General features: G+C 57.3%; 15 protein-coding genes. 9 read left to right on the top strand and 6 right to left on the bottom strand.

All coding sequences use genetic code 11. The features are described 5' to 3' along the window. Positions 1–73: 73 nt before the first annotated feature. Together BFC21_RS10025 and BFC21_RS10020 are read left to right on the top strand one after the other, a co-directional pair. The gene (locus BFC21_RS10025; protein WP_120266023.1) at positions 74–979 is read left to right on the top strand and encodes a LysR family transcriptional regulator; all 906 of its coding nucleotides are present in this window, start codon (positions 74–76) and stop codon (positions 977–979) included. A gap of 309 nt (positions 980–1,288) precedes the next feature. Continuing rightward, complete coding sequence (locus tag BFC21_RS10020; RefSeq protein WP_019828355.1) at positions 1,289–1,477, top strand: hypothetical protein; 189 nt, start codon at positions 1,289–1,291, stop codon at positions 1,475–1,477. On the opposite strand, the gene BFC21_RS10015 is transcribed toward BFC21_RS10020, so the two are convergent. Beyond that, a complete protein-coding gene (locus BFC21_RS10015) occupies positions 1,474–1,860 on the bottom strand; it encodes a fe2+ zn2+ uptake regulation protein (protein ID WP_088377820.1) in 387 nt (128 codons plus the stop codon). The genes BFC21_RS10020 and BFC21_RS10015 overlap by 4 nt on opposite strands. Before the next feature lie 202 nt (positions 1,861–2,062). After that, positions 2,063–3,064 carry a FecR family protein gene (locus BFC21_RS10010; protein WP_120266022.1) on the bottom strand — a complete coding sequence of 334 codons (1,002 nt, stop codon included), beginning with the start codon at positions 3,062–3,064 and terminating at the stop codon, positions 2,063–2,065. A 164-nt stretch (positions 3,065–3,228) separates the two neighbouring features. On the opposite strand from BFC21_RS10010, the gene BFC21_RS10005 reads away from it, so the two are divergent. Beyond that, a complete protein-coding gene (locus BFC21_RS10005; protein ID WP_088377819.1) occupies positions 3,229–3,504 on the top strand; it encodes a PepSY domain-containing protein in 276 nt (91 codons plus the stop codon). 85 nt (positions 3,505–3,589) lie between these two features. Here the strand turns inward: BFC21_RS10005 and BFC21_RS10000 are convergent, their stop codons facing one another. From BFC21_RS10000 to BFC21_RS09990, 3 genes are all read right to left on the bottom strand, one after another. After that, on the bottom strand, positions 3,590–4,141 hold the full coding sequence (locus tag BFC21_RS10000; RefSeq protein WP_095004438.1) for a GNAT family N-acetyltransferase: 552 nt from the start codon (positions 4,139–4,141) through the stop codon (positions 3,590–3,592). A 112-nt stretch (positions 4,142–4,253) separates the two neighbouring features. Then, entirely contained in the window at positions 4,254–4,514 is a 261-nt protein-coding gene (locus BFC21_RS09995) for a DUF2790 domain-containing protein (protein WP_016782371.1), read from the bottom strand. A gap of 286 nt (positions 4,515–4,800) precedes the next feature. Continuing rightward, complete coding sequence (locus BFC21_RS09990; RefSeq protein WP_088377818.1) at positions 4,801–5,055, bottom strand: DUF2790 domain-containing protein; 255 nt, start codon at positions 5,053–5,055, stop codon at positions 4,801–4,803. A 304-nt stretch (positions 5,056–5,359) separates the two neighbouring features. Between BFC21_RS09990 and zapE the strand changes: the two genes are divergently transcribed. Beyond that, positions 5,360–6,475 (top strand): cell division protein ZapE, encoded by a 1,116-nt coding sequence (gene zapE, locus BFC21_RS09985; protein WP_120266021.1) that lies wholly within the window; start codon positions 5,360–5,362, stop codon positions 6,473–6,475. Between the two features lie 180 nt (positions 6,476–6,655). Here zapE and dkgB read toward each other — a convergent pair whose 3' ends face one another. After that, positions 6,656–7,459, bottom strand: a complete 804-nt coding sequence (gene dkgB, locus BFC21_RS09980; RefSeq protein ID WP_088377816.1) for a 2,5-didehydrogluconate reductase DkgB — start codon at positions 7,457–7,459, stop codon at positions 6,656–6,658. A 297-nt stretch (positions 7,460–7,756) separates the two neighbouring features. Between dkgB and BFC21_RS09975 the strand changes: the two genes are divergently transcribed. From BFC21_RS09975 to BFC21_RS09955, 5 genes are all read left to right on the top strand, one after another. Next, positions 7,757–8,236 carry a sigma-70 family RNA polymerase sigma factor gene (locus BFC21_RS09975; RefSeq protein WP_088377815.1) on the top strand — a complete coding sequence of 160 codons (480 nt, stop codon included), beginning with the start codon at positions 7,757–7,759 and terminating at the stop codon, positions 8,234–8,236. Positions 8,237–8,575: 339 nt separating this feature from the next. After that, the gene (mgtA, locus tag BFC21_RS09970; RefSeq protein WP_088377814.1) at positions 8,576–11,338 is read left to right on the top strand and encodes a magnesium-translocating P-type ATPase; all 2,763 of its coding nucleotides are present in this window, start codon (positions 8,576–8,578) and stop codon (positions 11,336–11,338) included. Between the two features lie 397 nt (positions 11,339–11,735). Continuing rightward, positions 11,736–12,359 carry a response regulator transcription factor gene (locus BFC21_RS09965; RefSeq protein WP_016782377.1) on the top strand — a complete coding sequence of 208 codons (624 nt, stop codon included), beginning with the start codon at positions 11,736–11,738 and terminating at the stop codon, positions 12,357–12,359. A gap of 18 nt (positions 12,360–12,377) precedes the next feature. Then, positions 12,378–15,626, top strand: a complete 3,249-nt coding sequence (locus BFC21_RS09960) for an ATP-binding protein (protein ID WP_120266020.1) — start codon at positions 12,378–12,380, stop codon at positions 15,624–15,626. 10 nt (positions 15,627–15,636) lie between these two features. Then, on the top strand, positions 15,637–15,966 hold the full coding sequence (locus tag BFC21_RS09955; RefSeq protein WP_088377812.1) for a hypothetical protein: 330 nt from the start codon (positions 15,637–15,639) through the stop codon (positions 15,964–15,966). The last annotated feature ends 53 nt before the right edge of the window (positions 15,967–16,019 follow it).

The raw sequence follows: 16,019 nt of genomic DNA, 5'->3' as shown, positions 1-16,019 counted from the left end.
AATCTGGACAGTGGCAAGATGAACCGGGTAAAAGCACCATCACTGTTCAGATTTTCTTAACAATGGAGGGGCTATGGACCGTTTCAACGCGATGCTGGTGTTTACCCGTATCGTTGAGCTGGGCGGTTTTGCCAGGGCCGCGGACAGCCTGCAATTGCCTCGCGCGTCGGTCACGGTAATGATCAAGCAACTGGAAGCACACCTGGGCGTGCAACTGCTGCATCGCACCACGCGCCAGGTCAGCCCGACCCTGGACGGTGCCGCGTATTACCAGCGTTGCGTCAGCCTGCTGGCAGATCTGGAAGAAGCCGAGGGGGTATTCAGGAGCCGCCAGCCCAAGGGCACCCTGCGGGTCGAGATGCCGGCTGCGGTGGGCCGCCTGGTGGTGTTGCCAGCACTGCCCGAATTCACCGACCGTTACCCTCAGATAGAGCTGGAAATCGGCCTCAATGACCGCCCGGTCGACCTGATTCGTGACGGGGTGGATTGCGTGGTTCGTGCCGGCCTGACCGTGGACGATTCGCTGGTGGCGCGGCCTCTGGTGCAGATGGATCAGGTGACATGCGCCAGCCCCGCGTATTTGCAGGCCCACGGCGTGCCACACTCGCTCGACGACTTGAGCGGGCATCAGGTGGTGGAGTACTTTTCCAGCGTGTCGGGCAAGCGCTACGGGCTGGAATTTCAGGCCGACGACGGCGTGCGCCTGCTCGACTTGCCCAAGCGGCTAGCGGTCAACAGTGCCGAGGGTTACCTGGCGGCCTGTGTGGCGGGGTACGGGCTGGTGCAAACGCCCCATTACCATGCGGCGCAACTGCTGCGTGAAGGTCGCTTGCAGGAAGTGCTCAGTGACTGCCTGGCGCCGCGCCTGGCATTGACTGCGTTGTATCCGCAGCATCGACAACTGTCACCGCGGTTGCGGGTTTTTGTCGACTGGCTGGTAGACTTGTGTGCCCGGCCGGGCAGCGGCTTCAGACGTTGATCCGAGCCCGGGGGCAGGCTCGGAGTGTTTCATCAGCGGTGGTAGTAACCTGGGCCGCCATCATGATAGCGGTGACCGTCATGCCATCCGTGGCCCGGGAAAAACACGCATCCGCTCATGGCCAGGATGAGCACTAACGGAACCAGCCTGGTGACTCGACGTAACATGTGAGGATCCTCAAGGTTTAAGCCGGTGGCAGCTAAAAAACTGCCCCGGCTGTAAGATGAGACCCCGAATGTTTCAATTTATCTCCGAGAGCCGGACATATTTGTTGGCTTTCGTTTTCAGACTTACTTTCAGGAACAGGTTATGACCCCTTCGCAGCGCTTGAAATACTCGATTTTGATTTCACTGGTGGTTCTGGGAATCATGTTTGGTCTTTCGTACATGCAAAACGCCGGCATGATCACCGAGAAAATGTTCCAGTACGTCGCCATCGGCGTGGCCGTGATCGTGGTCGTGATCAATGGCGTGATGCGCCGCAAAACCAAGATCTAAGCCTCGATCTTGCCGGTCAACACCGCTTCAGCCTGTGGATGCAGGCTGTAGCTCTTGTCACTGTTGAGCACCACCACCCCTTCGCTGCACAAGCGCTTGAGCACCTCGCGCACACTCAGGAACGACAGCGGGATATCCAGTGCCTGCAGGTGGCTGTGCATGCCGCGCACCCCCAGCCGGCGATCATTGCCGGCAGCCGTCAGCAGCGCATCGATGACCTTGAGCCGCACCAGGCTGGTACGCAGCCCGAAACACTTGAGCAAGTGGCGGATCCGCTCGTTGCCTTGCAAGGGCGCGAGCGCTTCCAGCAGCCCGGGATCGGGCTGAAAAGCGGCTTCGCGAAGCGGGTTTCTACCATCCGTTGGTATGTGCTGGTTATGCATGCAAAAAACTCCTTTTCAGAGCCTGATCAGGAAAAGAAAAAAATGCTCTTACTTAACTAGACGAATGAGCGACAGAAATCATGAACATTCAAATGTAGAAATTTTGTCGTGAATTAGTCTCAATCGCGTTCGCGATCAGTGTGGCCGGGGGTTTTAAGCGTTTATTAAATTTTTTTAATGGGCAGGGCCGTACCCTGATGTTCTAGAGGGGCGCGCGGCTGCCCAGCACCGTTCGACCTTCGGCATTGCGGCTCAGGTTAACCGGCAGCACTTTGGGCAGGGAACTCACCAGACGGTCGATTTGCCGGGTATTGAACACGCCGCCAATACGCAGTTTGCCGGTGGCGCTGTCTGCCAGGGAGAGAGGGGAATCAAGGTAGCGGTTGATCAGGGGCAGGGCGTCAGCCAGCGCCAGGTTATCCAGCACCAGCTTGCCGCTGCGCCAGGCCAGTTCGGAGCTGACCGCCGCGGTCGGGCTGATTTGCGCGGCGTAATCCCCCGCCTTGTAACGCGCCTGCATGCCAGGCTCCAGCCGCAGGCCATCGCCACTCAGGCGCTTGTTGCTGGTGACCAGTACCGAGCCTTCGAGCAGCGTGACCCGCACCTGGTCTTCATACATCCATACATTGAACTGGGTGCCTGTGACGCGAACCTGACCTTCTGCCGCCTGCACCAGAAACGGGTGCGCCGCATCGTGGCTGACCTTGAAAAAGGCCTCGCCCTTGCCCAGGGTTACACGGCGCTGATCCTTGTAATTACTGAAGGTCAGCTGGCTGCCCAGGTTGAGTTCGACCTGGCTGCCATCGGGCAGGGTTACGGTCCTGGTGCTGGCGTCAGCGCTGTAGCGTTCATGGGCATTGGGCAGCCAGCCCAGTTGCCAGCCGCTGTAGGCTGCCACAGGGATGGCCAGCAGGGTCACGGCGGCGGCCACGGCATAGCGTTGCCAGCGGCTGCGCCGGGCCGGGCGCGGCCAGCCAGTCACCTGGGCCGGGGCGGGGGCCGGGCGTGACAGATGTTCACTGACCCCCCAGATCTCCAGCATGGCTTCATATTCAATCGCGTGCAGAGGGGCGGCGTTGAGCCACGCAGCAAAAGCGTCACGTTCCCGGGCTGTGCAGTCGGGTTCGTGTAAACGCATGCACCACTGGGCCGCAGCTTCGGTGATGGCATCGTATTGCGCTTGTGTGCAGCGTGTTTCACTCATTGGCATTTCCCGGTTTTGCGCATTCTAACCCCCTGCTGGAGTCAACGAGAACATGAGCCATGTCAAAACCCTGTCATTTAGCCCTATGAGGGGGATTTTCTCTGCTACGGTTGTTCCAGCCACATCCAGTACCAGACGCAACATCAATTAATGGAGTTAAGACAATGTTGAAGAAAACCTTTGCTGCTGTGATCACTACTGCTGCTGTGTTGAGTGCCGGTGCAGCGATGGCTCAGCCTGTTGATCCGAACTGGGCATTCTCCAAAGAGCTGGTCGAAGTCCTCAAGGACAAGAACGGCTACACCGTGATCAAGAAAATCGAAGCCCAGGATCCGGCTGCCGGCATCTGGAAAGCCGAAGGCATCAAGAAGGTCGACGGCCTGGAATACGAAATTATTTTCGATTCGACCGGTAAGGTAATATCCGAGAAGAAAGACTGATTCTCGCTACCTGAAACGAATCGCCCACTGAGCGTTTCAACCCGGCCCTGATCGCATGTTTGCCAGGGTCGGGTGTTTTACCGCCTCAGGTTGGCCGCCGCGCCAGCCATTGCTCCCGGGTGATTTCCCACAGTTGGCAGGTCAACTTGCCGCTGACAAAATCGCTCTCCTCGCTGCTCACCAAACGCATCCCGCCGCGCTCGGAAATACGCCGCGAGCCTGTATTGGGCGCAGCCTTGGGCACTCGCATGACGGCGCGGCCCAAGGTCTGGAACCAGTAGGCATCGATCACTTCGCAGGCTTCGCTCATCAGCCCCTGGCCTTGCCATTGCGGTGCCAGCCAGAACCCCCGGTTATTGTCGACGGCATCCATCAGGCTGATGCTGCCAATCAGCTCATCTGGCTGCGCTAACAGGCGAATCGTCCAATGCCACTCTTCGCCGCGGGTCATGGCCGGCAATGCTACATCGCGTACATAGCTCAATGCGCCATCGTCCGGGTAAGGCCAGGGCACAGCGGCATTCAGATAGCGCACCACCTGCCAGTGGGCAAAGCGTTGCTGGATGGCCGGGGCGTCGCTGAGCTGCAGGGGTTGCAGCATGAGGCGCGGGGTCTGGAGGGTGGGTGGTGGCTGCATCAGGGGTGGCTCCTTGCCATTGGGTTGCGTCGAGAGTACCCCGCAATACCCTCCACAAAAAAGCCCCCGTTAGACGGGGGCTTTTTCAGGATAGTTGCGCCTGGCGATAATATCAGCCGTTGCTGCAACCGTTGCCCATCACGCGGTACTCAAGAATATGACGCTGGCCCTGGTGGTCTTCGTAGGTCATTTGTGCCGGTACTACTTCACACACGTCGGCGGCCGGTGACACGCTGATAACTTTGGCAATGTCCAGGTCGGTGGCATAAGTGTAATGCTCGACGGCGGGTTGCTGTTGGGGCGTAACCTGAAGTTCGTCAGCAGCCGCCAAGGTAGAAAAGCCAATCAGTGCAAGAGCGATCAAACGTTTCATTTATGAGACCTTAAAACAATCACGAATAACTGACTTCAATTGCCGTGGTGGCGGTCGAAGTTGCTACGCCTTCGAGTAAGTGGCGTAACACGAAGTACCGTGCCCTGTTTCAATGTTGCGTTGAGGGATGTACATAGAATACGCGCAGTGGGTATTGATTAAAGTCAAAAGATTGCCAAGCAGTCTTTCCGGATCAGTAACAATCGCCGACTTTTTACGTTGCGCCACGAAAAAGCCCCCTCAAAGAGGGGGCTGGGGTCGCATCCGTGCGTGCAACCATTAAACTTTAGTGGGTGCTGCAACCGTCGCCCATTACCTGGTACTCAAGGGTGTGGCGCTGGCCCTGGGAGTCTTCATAGACCATGGTCGCAGGCACGACTTCACACACTTTGGGAATGGCAGACAAACTGACCACTCGGGCAATATCCAACTTAGTGCCGTAACTGTAGTGCTCTACAGGAGAAGGCTGGGCCGTGGACGTTTCACCGGCAACCGCCAGTGTGGCAAAACCGGCGAGAAAGAGTGCAATAAGGTTTTTCATATAAATGGCCTTTAAAGTAATCAAGAGTTAACACTGACTGACTTCATTTGCCGTTCAGGCGGGAAGAAGTTACGGCGCACGACATTAAGGCCGTGTGCGTACGAAGTACCGGACTATCAAGTGCAACAGATGTTTAAGTCATGTGAGCAAGGTTACGCTGTTTTATAAAAGTAAAAATAGCTGATGGCAAAATGCTCTGTTACCACATGGGTAACAATGTGTGGGCGGCCGGTTTTTTTTCAAGTGCCTGGCGGGTGTGCGAACTGGCATACTGATAGCTCTGCTTCAGGAGCCGCTTATCGGTATGAATGTCGAGTCCCCCCTTAATGCCTACCAGCAAGCCATCGAAAACAAGGGCTTTGTACATGACCCTGCCCAATGGGTAGCCGTCCAGGCCCTGCAACGTTGCCACGAGGCCCTGCACGGCGGTGTGGAGGCGGTCGATGGCGTGTATTTGTGGGGGCCGGTGGGGCGCGGCAAGACCTGGTTGATGGATCAGTTCTATCAAAGCCTGCAGGTGCCGGCCCGGCGTCAGCATTTTCATCACTTTATGCAATGGGTGCATCAGCGCCTGTTTCAACTGACCGGCACAGCGGACCCACTCAAGACACTGGCTAAAGGCCTGGCCGCAGAAGTGCGGGTGCTGTGTTTTGATGAGTTGTTCGTCAATGACATTGCCGACGCGATCATTCTGGGGCGTCTGTTTCAAGTCATGTTCGATGAGGGCGTGGTGCTGGTTTGCACCTCCAACCAGCCACCGGACGACCTCTACGGCCACGGCTTTAACCGTGACCGTTTTGCTCCCGGTATCAGCGCGATTCTCAAGCATATGGAGGTGGTGGCGGTGAACGGTATTGAAGACCACCGCCTGCATCCCGGCATTGCCCATCAGCGCTATTGGGTGACCGGGCTGGGCCAGCCGAGTGCGATAGAACCGGTGTTCAGGGCCTTGACCGAGGGCCAGGCGGTGTCTGGCCAGCCCATTGCTGTGGGCCATCGCTCGCTGAACGTGGTGCAGGCCAGTGATGCAGTGCTGTGGTGCAACTTTCATGAATTGTGCGAGCAGCCGCTGGCGGCCACTGAGTTTATGGAGATTTGTGATCGCTACACAGTCATGTTGCTCAGTGACGTGCCGTGCCTGAGTGCCGAGCAGCGCGAAGGCAAAATCGCCCGGGGTACGGAAGACGGAGCGGTGAAAGTCGAGGCGGGGGATCGCGAGCTGCCGCAGTTATCCAAATACGACGACAGCGTGCGACGTTTCATCGCCTTGATCGACGAATGCTATGACCGCAAGGTGCCGGTATGTATTGAGGCGCAGGTGCCAATGGATCAGCTCTATACCCAGGGTTACCTTGAGTTTGCCTTTCGCCGCACCTTGAGCCGGCTGCAGGAAATGCAGTTGCAGCGGTTTGGCCTGTAAACATAACCAAACCCGTAGCAGCTGCCGTAGGAACGAGGCTGCGTTCGAGCGCGAAGCGGTCGTAAAGCTGAGTTCTAAGGAGTATCAGACACACTGCACCCATTGATTTCACGACTGCTTCACAGCCGAACGCAGCCTCGTTCCTACGGCAGCTGCTACGGGGGCTTCACTCAGGCAGAATCAATCCCACACAGGTGCAACGCTTTGCGGGTTGGTCAGGCGCTGGCCGCGATCCAGTGCGGCGATTTGGGCCATGTCGCCATCAGTCAGTTTCAGTGCGCAGGCCTTGAGGTTGCTTTCAAGGTTGCTGCGCTTGGTCGATGACGGAATCACCGAGTACCCCAGCTGCATGGCCCAGGCCAGGGTCACTTGCGCCGGTGTAGCGTCATGGTGCTCGGCAATGGCCATGATTACCGGGTCTTTCAGCACTTCGCCGTAGGCCAGCGTCATGTACGAGGTGATATGGATGCCCTGGCTCTGGGCGAATTCCACCACCTTGCGGTTTTGCAGGTAGGGGTGCAATTCGATCTGGTTGGTAGCGATGTGTTCGGCACCCACGGCGGCAATGGCTTTTTGCATCAGCGCGATGGTGAAGTTCGACACGCCAATCTGCCGGGTCAGGCCGCGTTGTTTGGCTTCGAGCAATGCCCCCATGAATTCGGCCACCGGCACCGCATTGTCCGGTGACGGCCAGTGGATCAGGGTCAGGTCCAGGTGATCGGTGCGCAGTTTTTTCAGGCTTTCTTCAAGGCTTGGGATCAGTTTCTCGCTGGCAAAGTTGCTGACCCAAATCTTGCTGGTGATAAACAGTTCGTCACGCGCCACACCGCTGTCGGCAATGGCCCGGCCGACGTCTGCTTCGTTTTCATAGATCTGCGCGGTGTCGATGGCGCGGTAGCCCAGGTCCAGGGCGTTGTTGACCGAGTCGATGACCACTTGGCCCTTGAGGCGGAAAGTGCCGAGGCCGAATGCTGGAATTGTCATGGGTGACATCCTTGATGTGCGTAAGAGTGAGGTTGAGTATCCCCGTCCTTATCCGTGGGAAAAACCGCTACTCAAGCAAAGCACTCTTGACGGCAAATCATGAATCGCCGTCGCAAGCGGAGGCTATCGAGGGTGCCGTAGCGAAGGGTGAGGAGTGATCGAGCCTTGGGGGCTTAAATCTATATGAGAATTACTATAAATTACATCTGCAAAAGTGCCATCATCACGCCGCTATCCCATTAGATCGGTTGTCGCACTCATGGAGTGTTGCCGCAGCGGTTGCGGCCAGGAGTTCTGTTGGAAAACTACTATCGCGAACTGGTGGGCTTTTTGAGTGCCAGGCTGGGCAATGCCCAGGCGGCCGAAGATGTGGTGCATGACGCTTATGTGCGGGTGCTGGAGCGTGTCGGCGACGAGCCGATCGAACAACCGCGGGCGTTTTTGTATCGCACAGCGCTCAACCTGGTGATCGATGGCCACCGGCGCAGCAACCTGCGCAAGGCCGAGCCCCTGGAGGTGCTGGATGGCGAGGAACGGTTTTTCAGCCCCTCGCCCCAGGTGCTGATGGACCACGATCAGCGCCTGGACATGATCCAGAAGGCCCTGGCCGAGCTGCCGGCGGCCTGTCGCGAGTGTTTTCTGCTGCGCAAGATCGAAGGCCTGTCACACCCTGAAATCGCCGAGCGCCTCGGGGTGTCGCGCAGTGTCGTGGAGAAGCATATCGTCAATGCCATGAAGCATTGCCGGATCCGTATCCGGCAGTGGGACAACGCATGAATCGCGCTAGAAAATCAGGCTGCATGACATTTCAGTGATAAACCTGAACTCTGCCTGAAGAACTTCCTGATTTGCAAAACGCAAACATTTCCAGGGTTTAATCTTCAACACGTCGCGCATAAGCAGCTGGCATCTTGATCGGGCTGTGGCGGCCTGATTGCGCAAGTCCACTTATAGGCACACAAGTGTATGTGACCCCAGTGGCAGGTCGCAGCACGTTGCATGCGCGTGCCTTTTGGCTCGCTCTTGAGATTCAACCCATGAACGACGGTCCCAGATCAATGCCGGCTGCGCAGGTACTCTGCATGGGGTGAGCGCGGGCGGCGCAGGAGCAGCACCATGAAACTCTCCCTGAAAGAATTCTTCGCCGGCTTTTTGCGCACCCGCCATATCGGCCGGCACTTCCGGCGGCTGGCCTTGCTCGACAGCCTGACCAACACCACGGTCAGCCGTGAAGTGCCGCCGACGCTGGCCCAAACCCTGGTGGTGGCGGCCAACTGTGACAGTGCGGTACTGATCGACAACCTCGGCACCCATACCGACGGCCTGAGCGAAGCCGAAGTCGACGCGCTGCGCCAGCAACACGGGCTCAATGAGGTTGAACATGAGCAACCGCTCAGCCCTTGGGTGCATCTGTGGCATTGCTACAAGAACCCCTTCAACCTGCTGCTGACCTTGCTCGCAGCAGTCTCCCTGGCCACCGATGACATTCAGGCCGCCGTAGTGATCAGCACGATGGTGGTGCTGTCGACCTTGCTGCGCTTCTGGCAGGAGGCCAAGTCCAACAAGGCCGCTGATGCGCTCAAGGAAATGGTCAGCAACACCGCCACGGTAATGCGCCGTGACTTCAGTGCCGATACTTCGCCCATGTTCGGCAAGTTTTCCGGTGCCGCGCGGCAAATCAGGGGCGCGCAGCGTATCGAACTGCCGATCAAGCAGTTGGTGCCTGGCGACCTGATCGTGCTGTCAGCCGGTGACATGATCCCGGCCGATTGCCGGGTGCTCAGCGCCAAGGACCTGTTTGTCAGCCAGGCGGCGATGACCGGCGAGTCGATGCCGGTGGAGAAATTCGCGCGTCAGTTTGACAGCCAGACCAGCAACCCGCTGGAGCTGGACAATATCCTGTTCATGGGCACCAACGTGGTCTCAGGGGCGGCCACGGCGGTGGTGTTGACCACCGGCAACAACACCTACTTCGGTGCGCTGGCGCAACGGGTCGGGGCGACGGATCGTGGTGAAACCTCATTCCAGTCCGGGGTCAACAAGGTCAGCTGGTTGCTGATCCGCTTTATGTTCGTGATGGCGCCGCTGGTGCTGTTTATCAACGGCTTTACCAAGGGCGACTGGACTGAAGCCTTGCTGTTCGCGCTGTCGGTTGCCGTGGGCTTGACCCCGGAAATGCTGCCGATGATCGTGACGTCGACCCTGGCCAAGGGCGCAGTGTTTCTGTCGCGTAAAAAAGTCATCGTCAAACGTCTTGATGCCATCCAGAACTTTGGGGCGATGGATGTGCTGTGTACCGACAAGACCGGCACCCTGACGCAGGACAAGATATTTCTGGCCCGGCATGTGGATGTATGGGGGCAAGAGTCTGACGATGTTCTGGAAATGGCCTACCTCAACAGCTACTACCAGACCGGTCTGAAAAACCTGCTGGACGTGGCGGTGCTGGAACACGTCGAGGTCCACCGCGAATTGAACGTGGGTACGGCCTTCAGCAAGGTTGATGAAATCCCGTTCGACTTCACCCGTCGGCGCATGTCCGTGGTGGTGGTCGAGCAGGGCAAGCCGCATGTGTTGATCTGCAAGGGCGCTGTCGAAGAAGTGCTGTCTGTGTGCAAGACCGTGCGTCATGGCGAGCAGGAAGAAGCCCTTAGTGACGAACTGCTGACGCGTATTCGCCAGGTTACCGCCGCCTTCAACGAAGAGGGCTTGCGCGTGGTGGCCGTGGCTGCGCGGTCCATGACCGAGGGGCGCGAGACCTACAGCCTGAGCGATGAACAGGCACTGACGTTGATCGGTTATGTGGCGTTCCTCGACCCGCCCAAAGAGAGCACTGCGCCGGCGCTTAAAGCTCTGGCCGAACACGGGGTTGCGGTCAAGGTCTTGACCGGTGACAACGAGCTGGTCACGGCCAAGATTTGCCGTGAAGTGGGCCTTGAACAGCAAGGCTTGCTGATGGGCAACGACATTGAGCGCATGAGCGACAGCCAGTTGGCGGTGGCCGTGGAGACCACCAACGTGTTTGCCAGACTGACGCCGACGCACAAGGAACGTATTGTGCGCTTGCTCAAGGCCAACGGCCATGTCGTGGGTTTTATGGGTGACGGTATCAACGATGCTCCGGCGCTGCGTACGGCGGATATCGGCATCTCGGTAGACAGTGCCGTGGATATCGCCAAGGAAGCGGCTGACATCATCCTGCTGGAGAAAAGCCTGATGGTGCTGGAGGAGGGCGTGCTGGAAGGGCGCAGGACCTTCGCCAATATGCTCAAGTACATCAAAATGACGGCCAGTTCGAACTTCGGCAATGTGTTTTCGGTGCTGGTGGCCAGTGCCTTTATTCCGTTTTTGCCCATGTTGCCGATGCACCTGCTGGTTCAGAACTTGCTGTATGACGTGTCTCAAATCGCCATTCCATTCGATAACGTCGATGATGAAATGCTGAAAAAACCACAACGCTGGCAGCCTGCGGACGTAGGGCGATTTATGCTGTTTTTTGGCCCGATCAGCTCGATCTTCGACATCCTGACCTTTGCCTTGATGTGGTACGTGTTCAAGGCCAACAGCCCTGAACACCAGACCCTGTTCCAGTCAGGCTGGTTTGTGGTCGGGCTGCTGACCCAGACCCTGATCGTGCACATGATCCGCACGCCGAAAATCCCGTTCCTGCAAAGCCGCGCGGCAATGCCGCTGATGGTCATGACGGGGGTGATCATGGCGGTGGGCATCTTCCTGCCGATGGGGCCGTTGGCGGGCTACTTCAAGCTGCAGGCGCTGCCGCCGCTGTACTTTGTGTTCCTGCCGATGATTTTGCTGGCGTACATGCTGCTGACCCAGGCAGTCAAAGGCTTCTACATTCGCAGGTTCGGCTGGCAATAACGGTTGTGCACGGACAGTTGATGGCCAAGGCTGCAGTTTTTTTGATGTCGGTGTGAACCCTGTGTTGGGGTCACAGGCTGGCAGAACAAAAGACTGCAGTGGTTTGGCGTTTTCCATAAAAAATTTTAAGGATATTCCTACAAGAAAGATCGCTTAATCCCTTCTCGTGAGTCGAACCCGATTGGCGATCATTCGCGGCTCGACTTTCAACGGGTATCAATATGTTGCACTCTAATAGTATGGGACCTTCGGGTGCTGATTGCGGGATTTATCCTATACTTTCGGTACTGTTCATTAGGTTGTTGCTAATGGTCCTGCAGCCGCCAGACCTATTCAAAACGATGTATTTGCGCCTGATATACGCCGACGCTCGGCTTGCTGTCAGAGGACTAAGGGTATGAAAGTGTTGATTGCCGACGATCATTCACTTATTCGCTCAGCGATGAAAGTACTGATGGAAAGTAATGGGTACGAAGTCGTGGCCGAGGCTGCCAACGGTACTGATACGGTTCAGTTGGCGCGCAAGCATGAAGTTGACCTGATCATCCTGGATATCACCATGCCCGGCTTGGATGGCCTTGAGGTGATCAATAGAATCAGGGCGTCGGGGATTGAAACCCGCATCCTGGTGCTGACGTCCCAGTCGCCGCTGTTTTACTCACAGCGCTGCATGAAAGCCGGGGCGGCCGGGTTTATTACCAAAAGCCAGGACCTCACCGAATTGTTGCGGGCGGTAAAAATAATCATGGACGGTTACACATTCTTTCCTTACTTGGCCGCCAGTTCGGTGCGTAGCAGCGATGCAAGTATGAGTGACATAGAATTGATTCAGCATTTGTCTGCGCGCGAGTTGTACATCTTGCAACAGCTTGCCCGTGGTTTGAGTAATAAGAAAATTGCCGAAGACATGATTTTGAGCAGTAAGACCATCAGTACTTATAAAGCGCGACTGATCGAAAAGTTGAATATCAAGTCGGTGGTTTACCTGGCAGATTTTGCCAAACGCAATGATTTGATTTAATTGAAAACCCTTCCATGTATGGGGCTCATCGGGCTGTTGCTGGCCCAGGGCCTGGCCATTGCGGCAACTGAGCCACAGGTGCAAACGTTGCACCTGATGGGGCGCTCCAGTGTCGACGCCTTCAACGTGGTACTTGAGCCATCTGACAGGCAATGGCTCAAGCAACATGGGCCCTTGCGCCTGGGCATCTCTGCACCTGACTACGGCCCGTTTGATCTGACGGTAAACGGGCAGGACTTCGAAGGTCTGACCGCCGACTATGCGCAATTGCTGTCGCAATTGCTGCATGTCGATATTGAGGTCAAGCGCTACCCTTCGAGGCCGCAGGCGATAGAGGCACTCCAGCTCGGCGAGCTGGACTTGCTGAGCAGCTCCAATGGTTTTGAGGCGCAGTATCCCGATCTGGTGTTGAGCCTTGCCTATGCCGACGACTCGCCCGCCCTGGTGACGCGCAGCAGCAACCGGCAGCATCCGCCAGTCGATCTGGCGGGGTTGCGGGTTGCCATGCTTGATCACTATCTGCCGCCACAAAAGGTCGAGGACTTCTACCCGAAGGCTACCTTGCAGCTGTACCCCTCAACCCTGGCCGCTATCGGTGCCGTGGCATTTGGCCAGGCCGACATTTATCTTGGGGATTTCATCAGCGCCAGTTACCTGATTCATAAGAACTACCTGAACAATGTGCAACTGGCCGACTTTTCGCGCCTGGAAGACAACCCGTTTTCATTTGCCCTGCGCCGCGACAACCCCGGCTTGTTGCGTATGGTCAATGCGGCCCTGGCAGCCATACCCGCCAGTATACGTATGACCATTTTGCAGCGCTGGAGCGCCGATGGGGCGCAAATCCACAATCCCTGGCACTTTAAGCCAACGGCCAGTGAGCTGCGCTGGATGATTGAACATCCGCGGATAAAAGTGGCGATCAATGATCAGTTTATGCCGCTGTCGTTTGTTGATGAGCAAGGTGAACTCAAGGGCCTGGTTGCCGAACTATTGGCCACCCTCAGTGTACGCACAGGCATTGAGTTCGAGGCGGTGCGTGCGCATACGGTGCCGGGGGTGGTGGCGCTGGTCAAATCAGGCAAGGCCGATATGCTGGGTGGCATTACGGGCAGTACCGCGCTGGAGAACAAGCTGACGTTCAGTCGGCCTTTTCTGATTACACCTTTTGTACTGACCACCTCCAATGCCCCTGACGCCCCGCAAACTCTGGATGACATGGCGGGCCTGCGGGTGGCATTGGTGCGTGGCAATGTGTTGCGCGAGTTTATTGTGCAGAACCACCCGAATGTTACGGTGGTGGACGCTGACAATGCGCCGGCAGCCCTTGAGATGGTGGCCAAAGGCAAGGCCGATGCCGCGATTTGCTCGCTGGCCAGTGCGCGCTTTCTGGTTTCGCGGCGCTTTGCCAAGCAGTTGAAAATTACCAGCACGGTGGGCACACAACCTGAACAGGTCGGCTTTGCCACGACCGATGACAACCCGCACTTGAGCGCCATATTGAGCAAGGCATTGCTCAGCCTGACACCAGGGGACATGAACGAGCTGACCAGCCGTTGGCGGACTGATACCTCACCTGTCGTAAGTTTCTGGCTGCGCAATCGGGATGAAATCATTCAGGGCTTTTCCATTGGCGCTGCCTTGTTGCTGGTGGCGATTGCCTGGATTACCTACCTGCAGCGGGTCATCTCGCGGCGCCAGCAATTGGTCAACGAGTTGAATGCCGCCAAGCAGGGGGCCGATGAGGCAAACCGGGCAAAGACCACCTTTCTGGCGACCATGAGCCATGAAATCCGCACGCCCATGAATGCGGTGATCGGCATGCTTGAGCTGGCCATGAAAAAGGCCGATCAAGGCATCATTGATCGCTTCGCCATTGAGGTGGCGTCGGTCTCGGCGCGCGAGTTGCTCGATTTGATTGGCGATATCCTGGACATAGCACGCATTGAGTCCGGTCATCTGTCATTGACCCCCAAGCGTTCGAATATCAAGTCACTGGTTGAAGCCGTGGCACGCATGTTTGATGGCCTGGCGCGGCAGAAACAACTGAGACTGGTGTGTGAGTCGAGCCCGGCGACGGATGTGGACGTGCTGATTGACCCGATACGCTTCAAGCAAATTGTCTCCAACCTGCTGAGCAATGCCATCAAGTTCACCAACAAGGGCGAGGTCAGGCTGATTTTGACGGCGCAGCCCGCCCACGATGCGCAGCATGTTTCGGTGTGCTTGCGCGTGGCGGACACTGGCGTGGGCATCTCTGTGCAGGATCAGAGCCGCTTGTTCAGCCCTTTTGTACAGGCCAGCAACAACACCCAGTCGGCCCGCCAGGGTTCAGGCCTGGGGTTGGTGATCTGCCGCGAACTCTGCGAAATGATGGGCGGGCAGTTGCACCTCAACAGTGTGGAGGGGCTTGGTACGCAGATAGACATCATGATGGTAGTGCCTGTGCTTGAGCATGAAGAGCACGCAGTTGACGACCATGAGCCAGAGCCGGGCATTGGTCGGTCGTTGAATATTCTGGTGGTGGATGATTACCCGGCCAACAGAATGTTGCTGGCCCAGCAATTGAGTTACCTGGGGCACCGCGTCACGGACGCCGAAAATGGTGTGCTGGGCCTCAAGGCGTGGCGGCTGGGGTATTTCGATGTGGTGATTACCGACTGCTCAATGCCGCTCATGAACGGCTATCAACTGGCCCAGGCAATACGCGCCGAAGAGGCGCAACTGGCGCGGCCGGCTTGCCAGATTTTTGGGTTTACTGCCAACGCACAGCCAGGGGAAGTTGAGCGTTGCCTGGAGGCGGGCATGGACCGGTGCCTGTTCAAGCCCATCAGCCTCAAGGACTTGAGTGCTTGCCTGGCCACAGGCCAGGTGCAAAGCCTGAAAGGCATCAATGGCGACGAATCTGGCAGAGACGATGAGATTGACCTGACTTACCTCAAGCAGTTGAGTCAGGGGGATGAGTCGATGATTCAGGGGCTGCTTGCGGAACTGGCGACCCGAAACCGCCAGGACCTTGCCGCTCTGATCGAGCTGTTTGTCAAGGATGATTATGCCGGCATGGCGGCGTTGGCCCACGGCATCAAGGGGGGCGGCAGGCTCGTTCGAGCCAGGAAGCTGATTGAGTGTTGCGAACAACTGGAAGCGGTTTGCCAGGCCGGCGAACCACAGGGACTCACTGTCGCAGTCGATGCACTTCACAGCAGTATGGAGCAGTTGGCGGACGAACTTGAACGTTATGCGCAAGCGAATCAATCACAGGGATGATGAGGTCAGGATGCCAACAAAATCGCTACGAATACTGATTGCCGATGCAGACCCCAACCAGGCCCTGAAAATCGAAAGGGCGCTGAATATTCTGGGTTATTACCGGATCGCGCCTTTGTATCATGGCGAGGCGCTGGTCAGCCTCAAGGCTGCCCCCAGCAATGAGTATGACGTACTGCTGGTCAGCCAGGGCATGGTGGGTGCAGGGACTACGGATGAAGCCGAATACCGCAAGGACAATGCCCAATTTCGCCATGTGCTGATTTACACCGATGCCGACAGTTTTGTGAACCAGCTCGCCAGCCTGATGCCGCTGCTGGACGCTTCTGCTTGCCCGTGAAGCCGGTACTTGTGGGCCTGACCGGGCTCGCGCTAAGGTCTGAGGCTGTGATC

This window comes from Pseudomonas sp. TMW 2.1634 (assembly GCF_001703595.1).
GTDB classification, from domain to species: domain Bacteria; phylum Pseudomonadota; class Gammaproteobacteria; order Pseudomonadales; family Pseudomonadaceae; genus Aquipseudomonas; species Aquipseudomonas fragi.
Note: the sequence above shows the minus strand (reverse complement) of the source record. Positions and strands in the feature narration are given on the sequence as shown.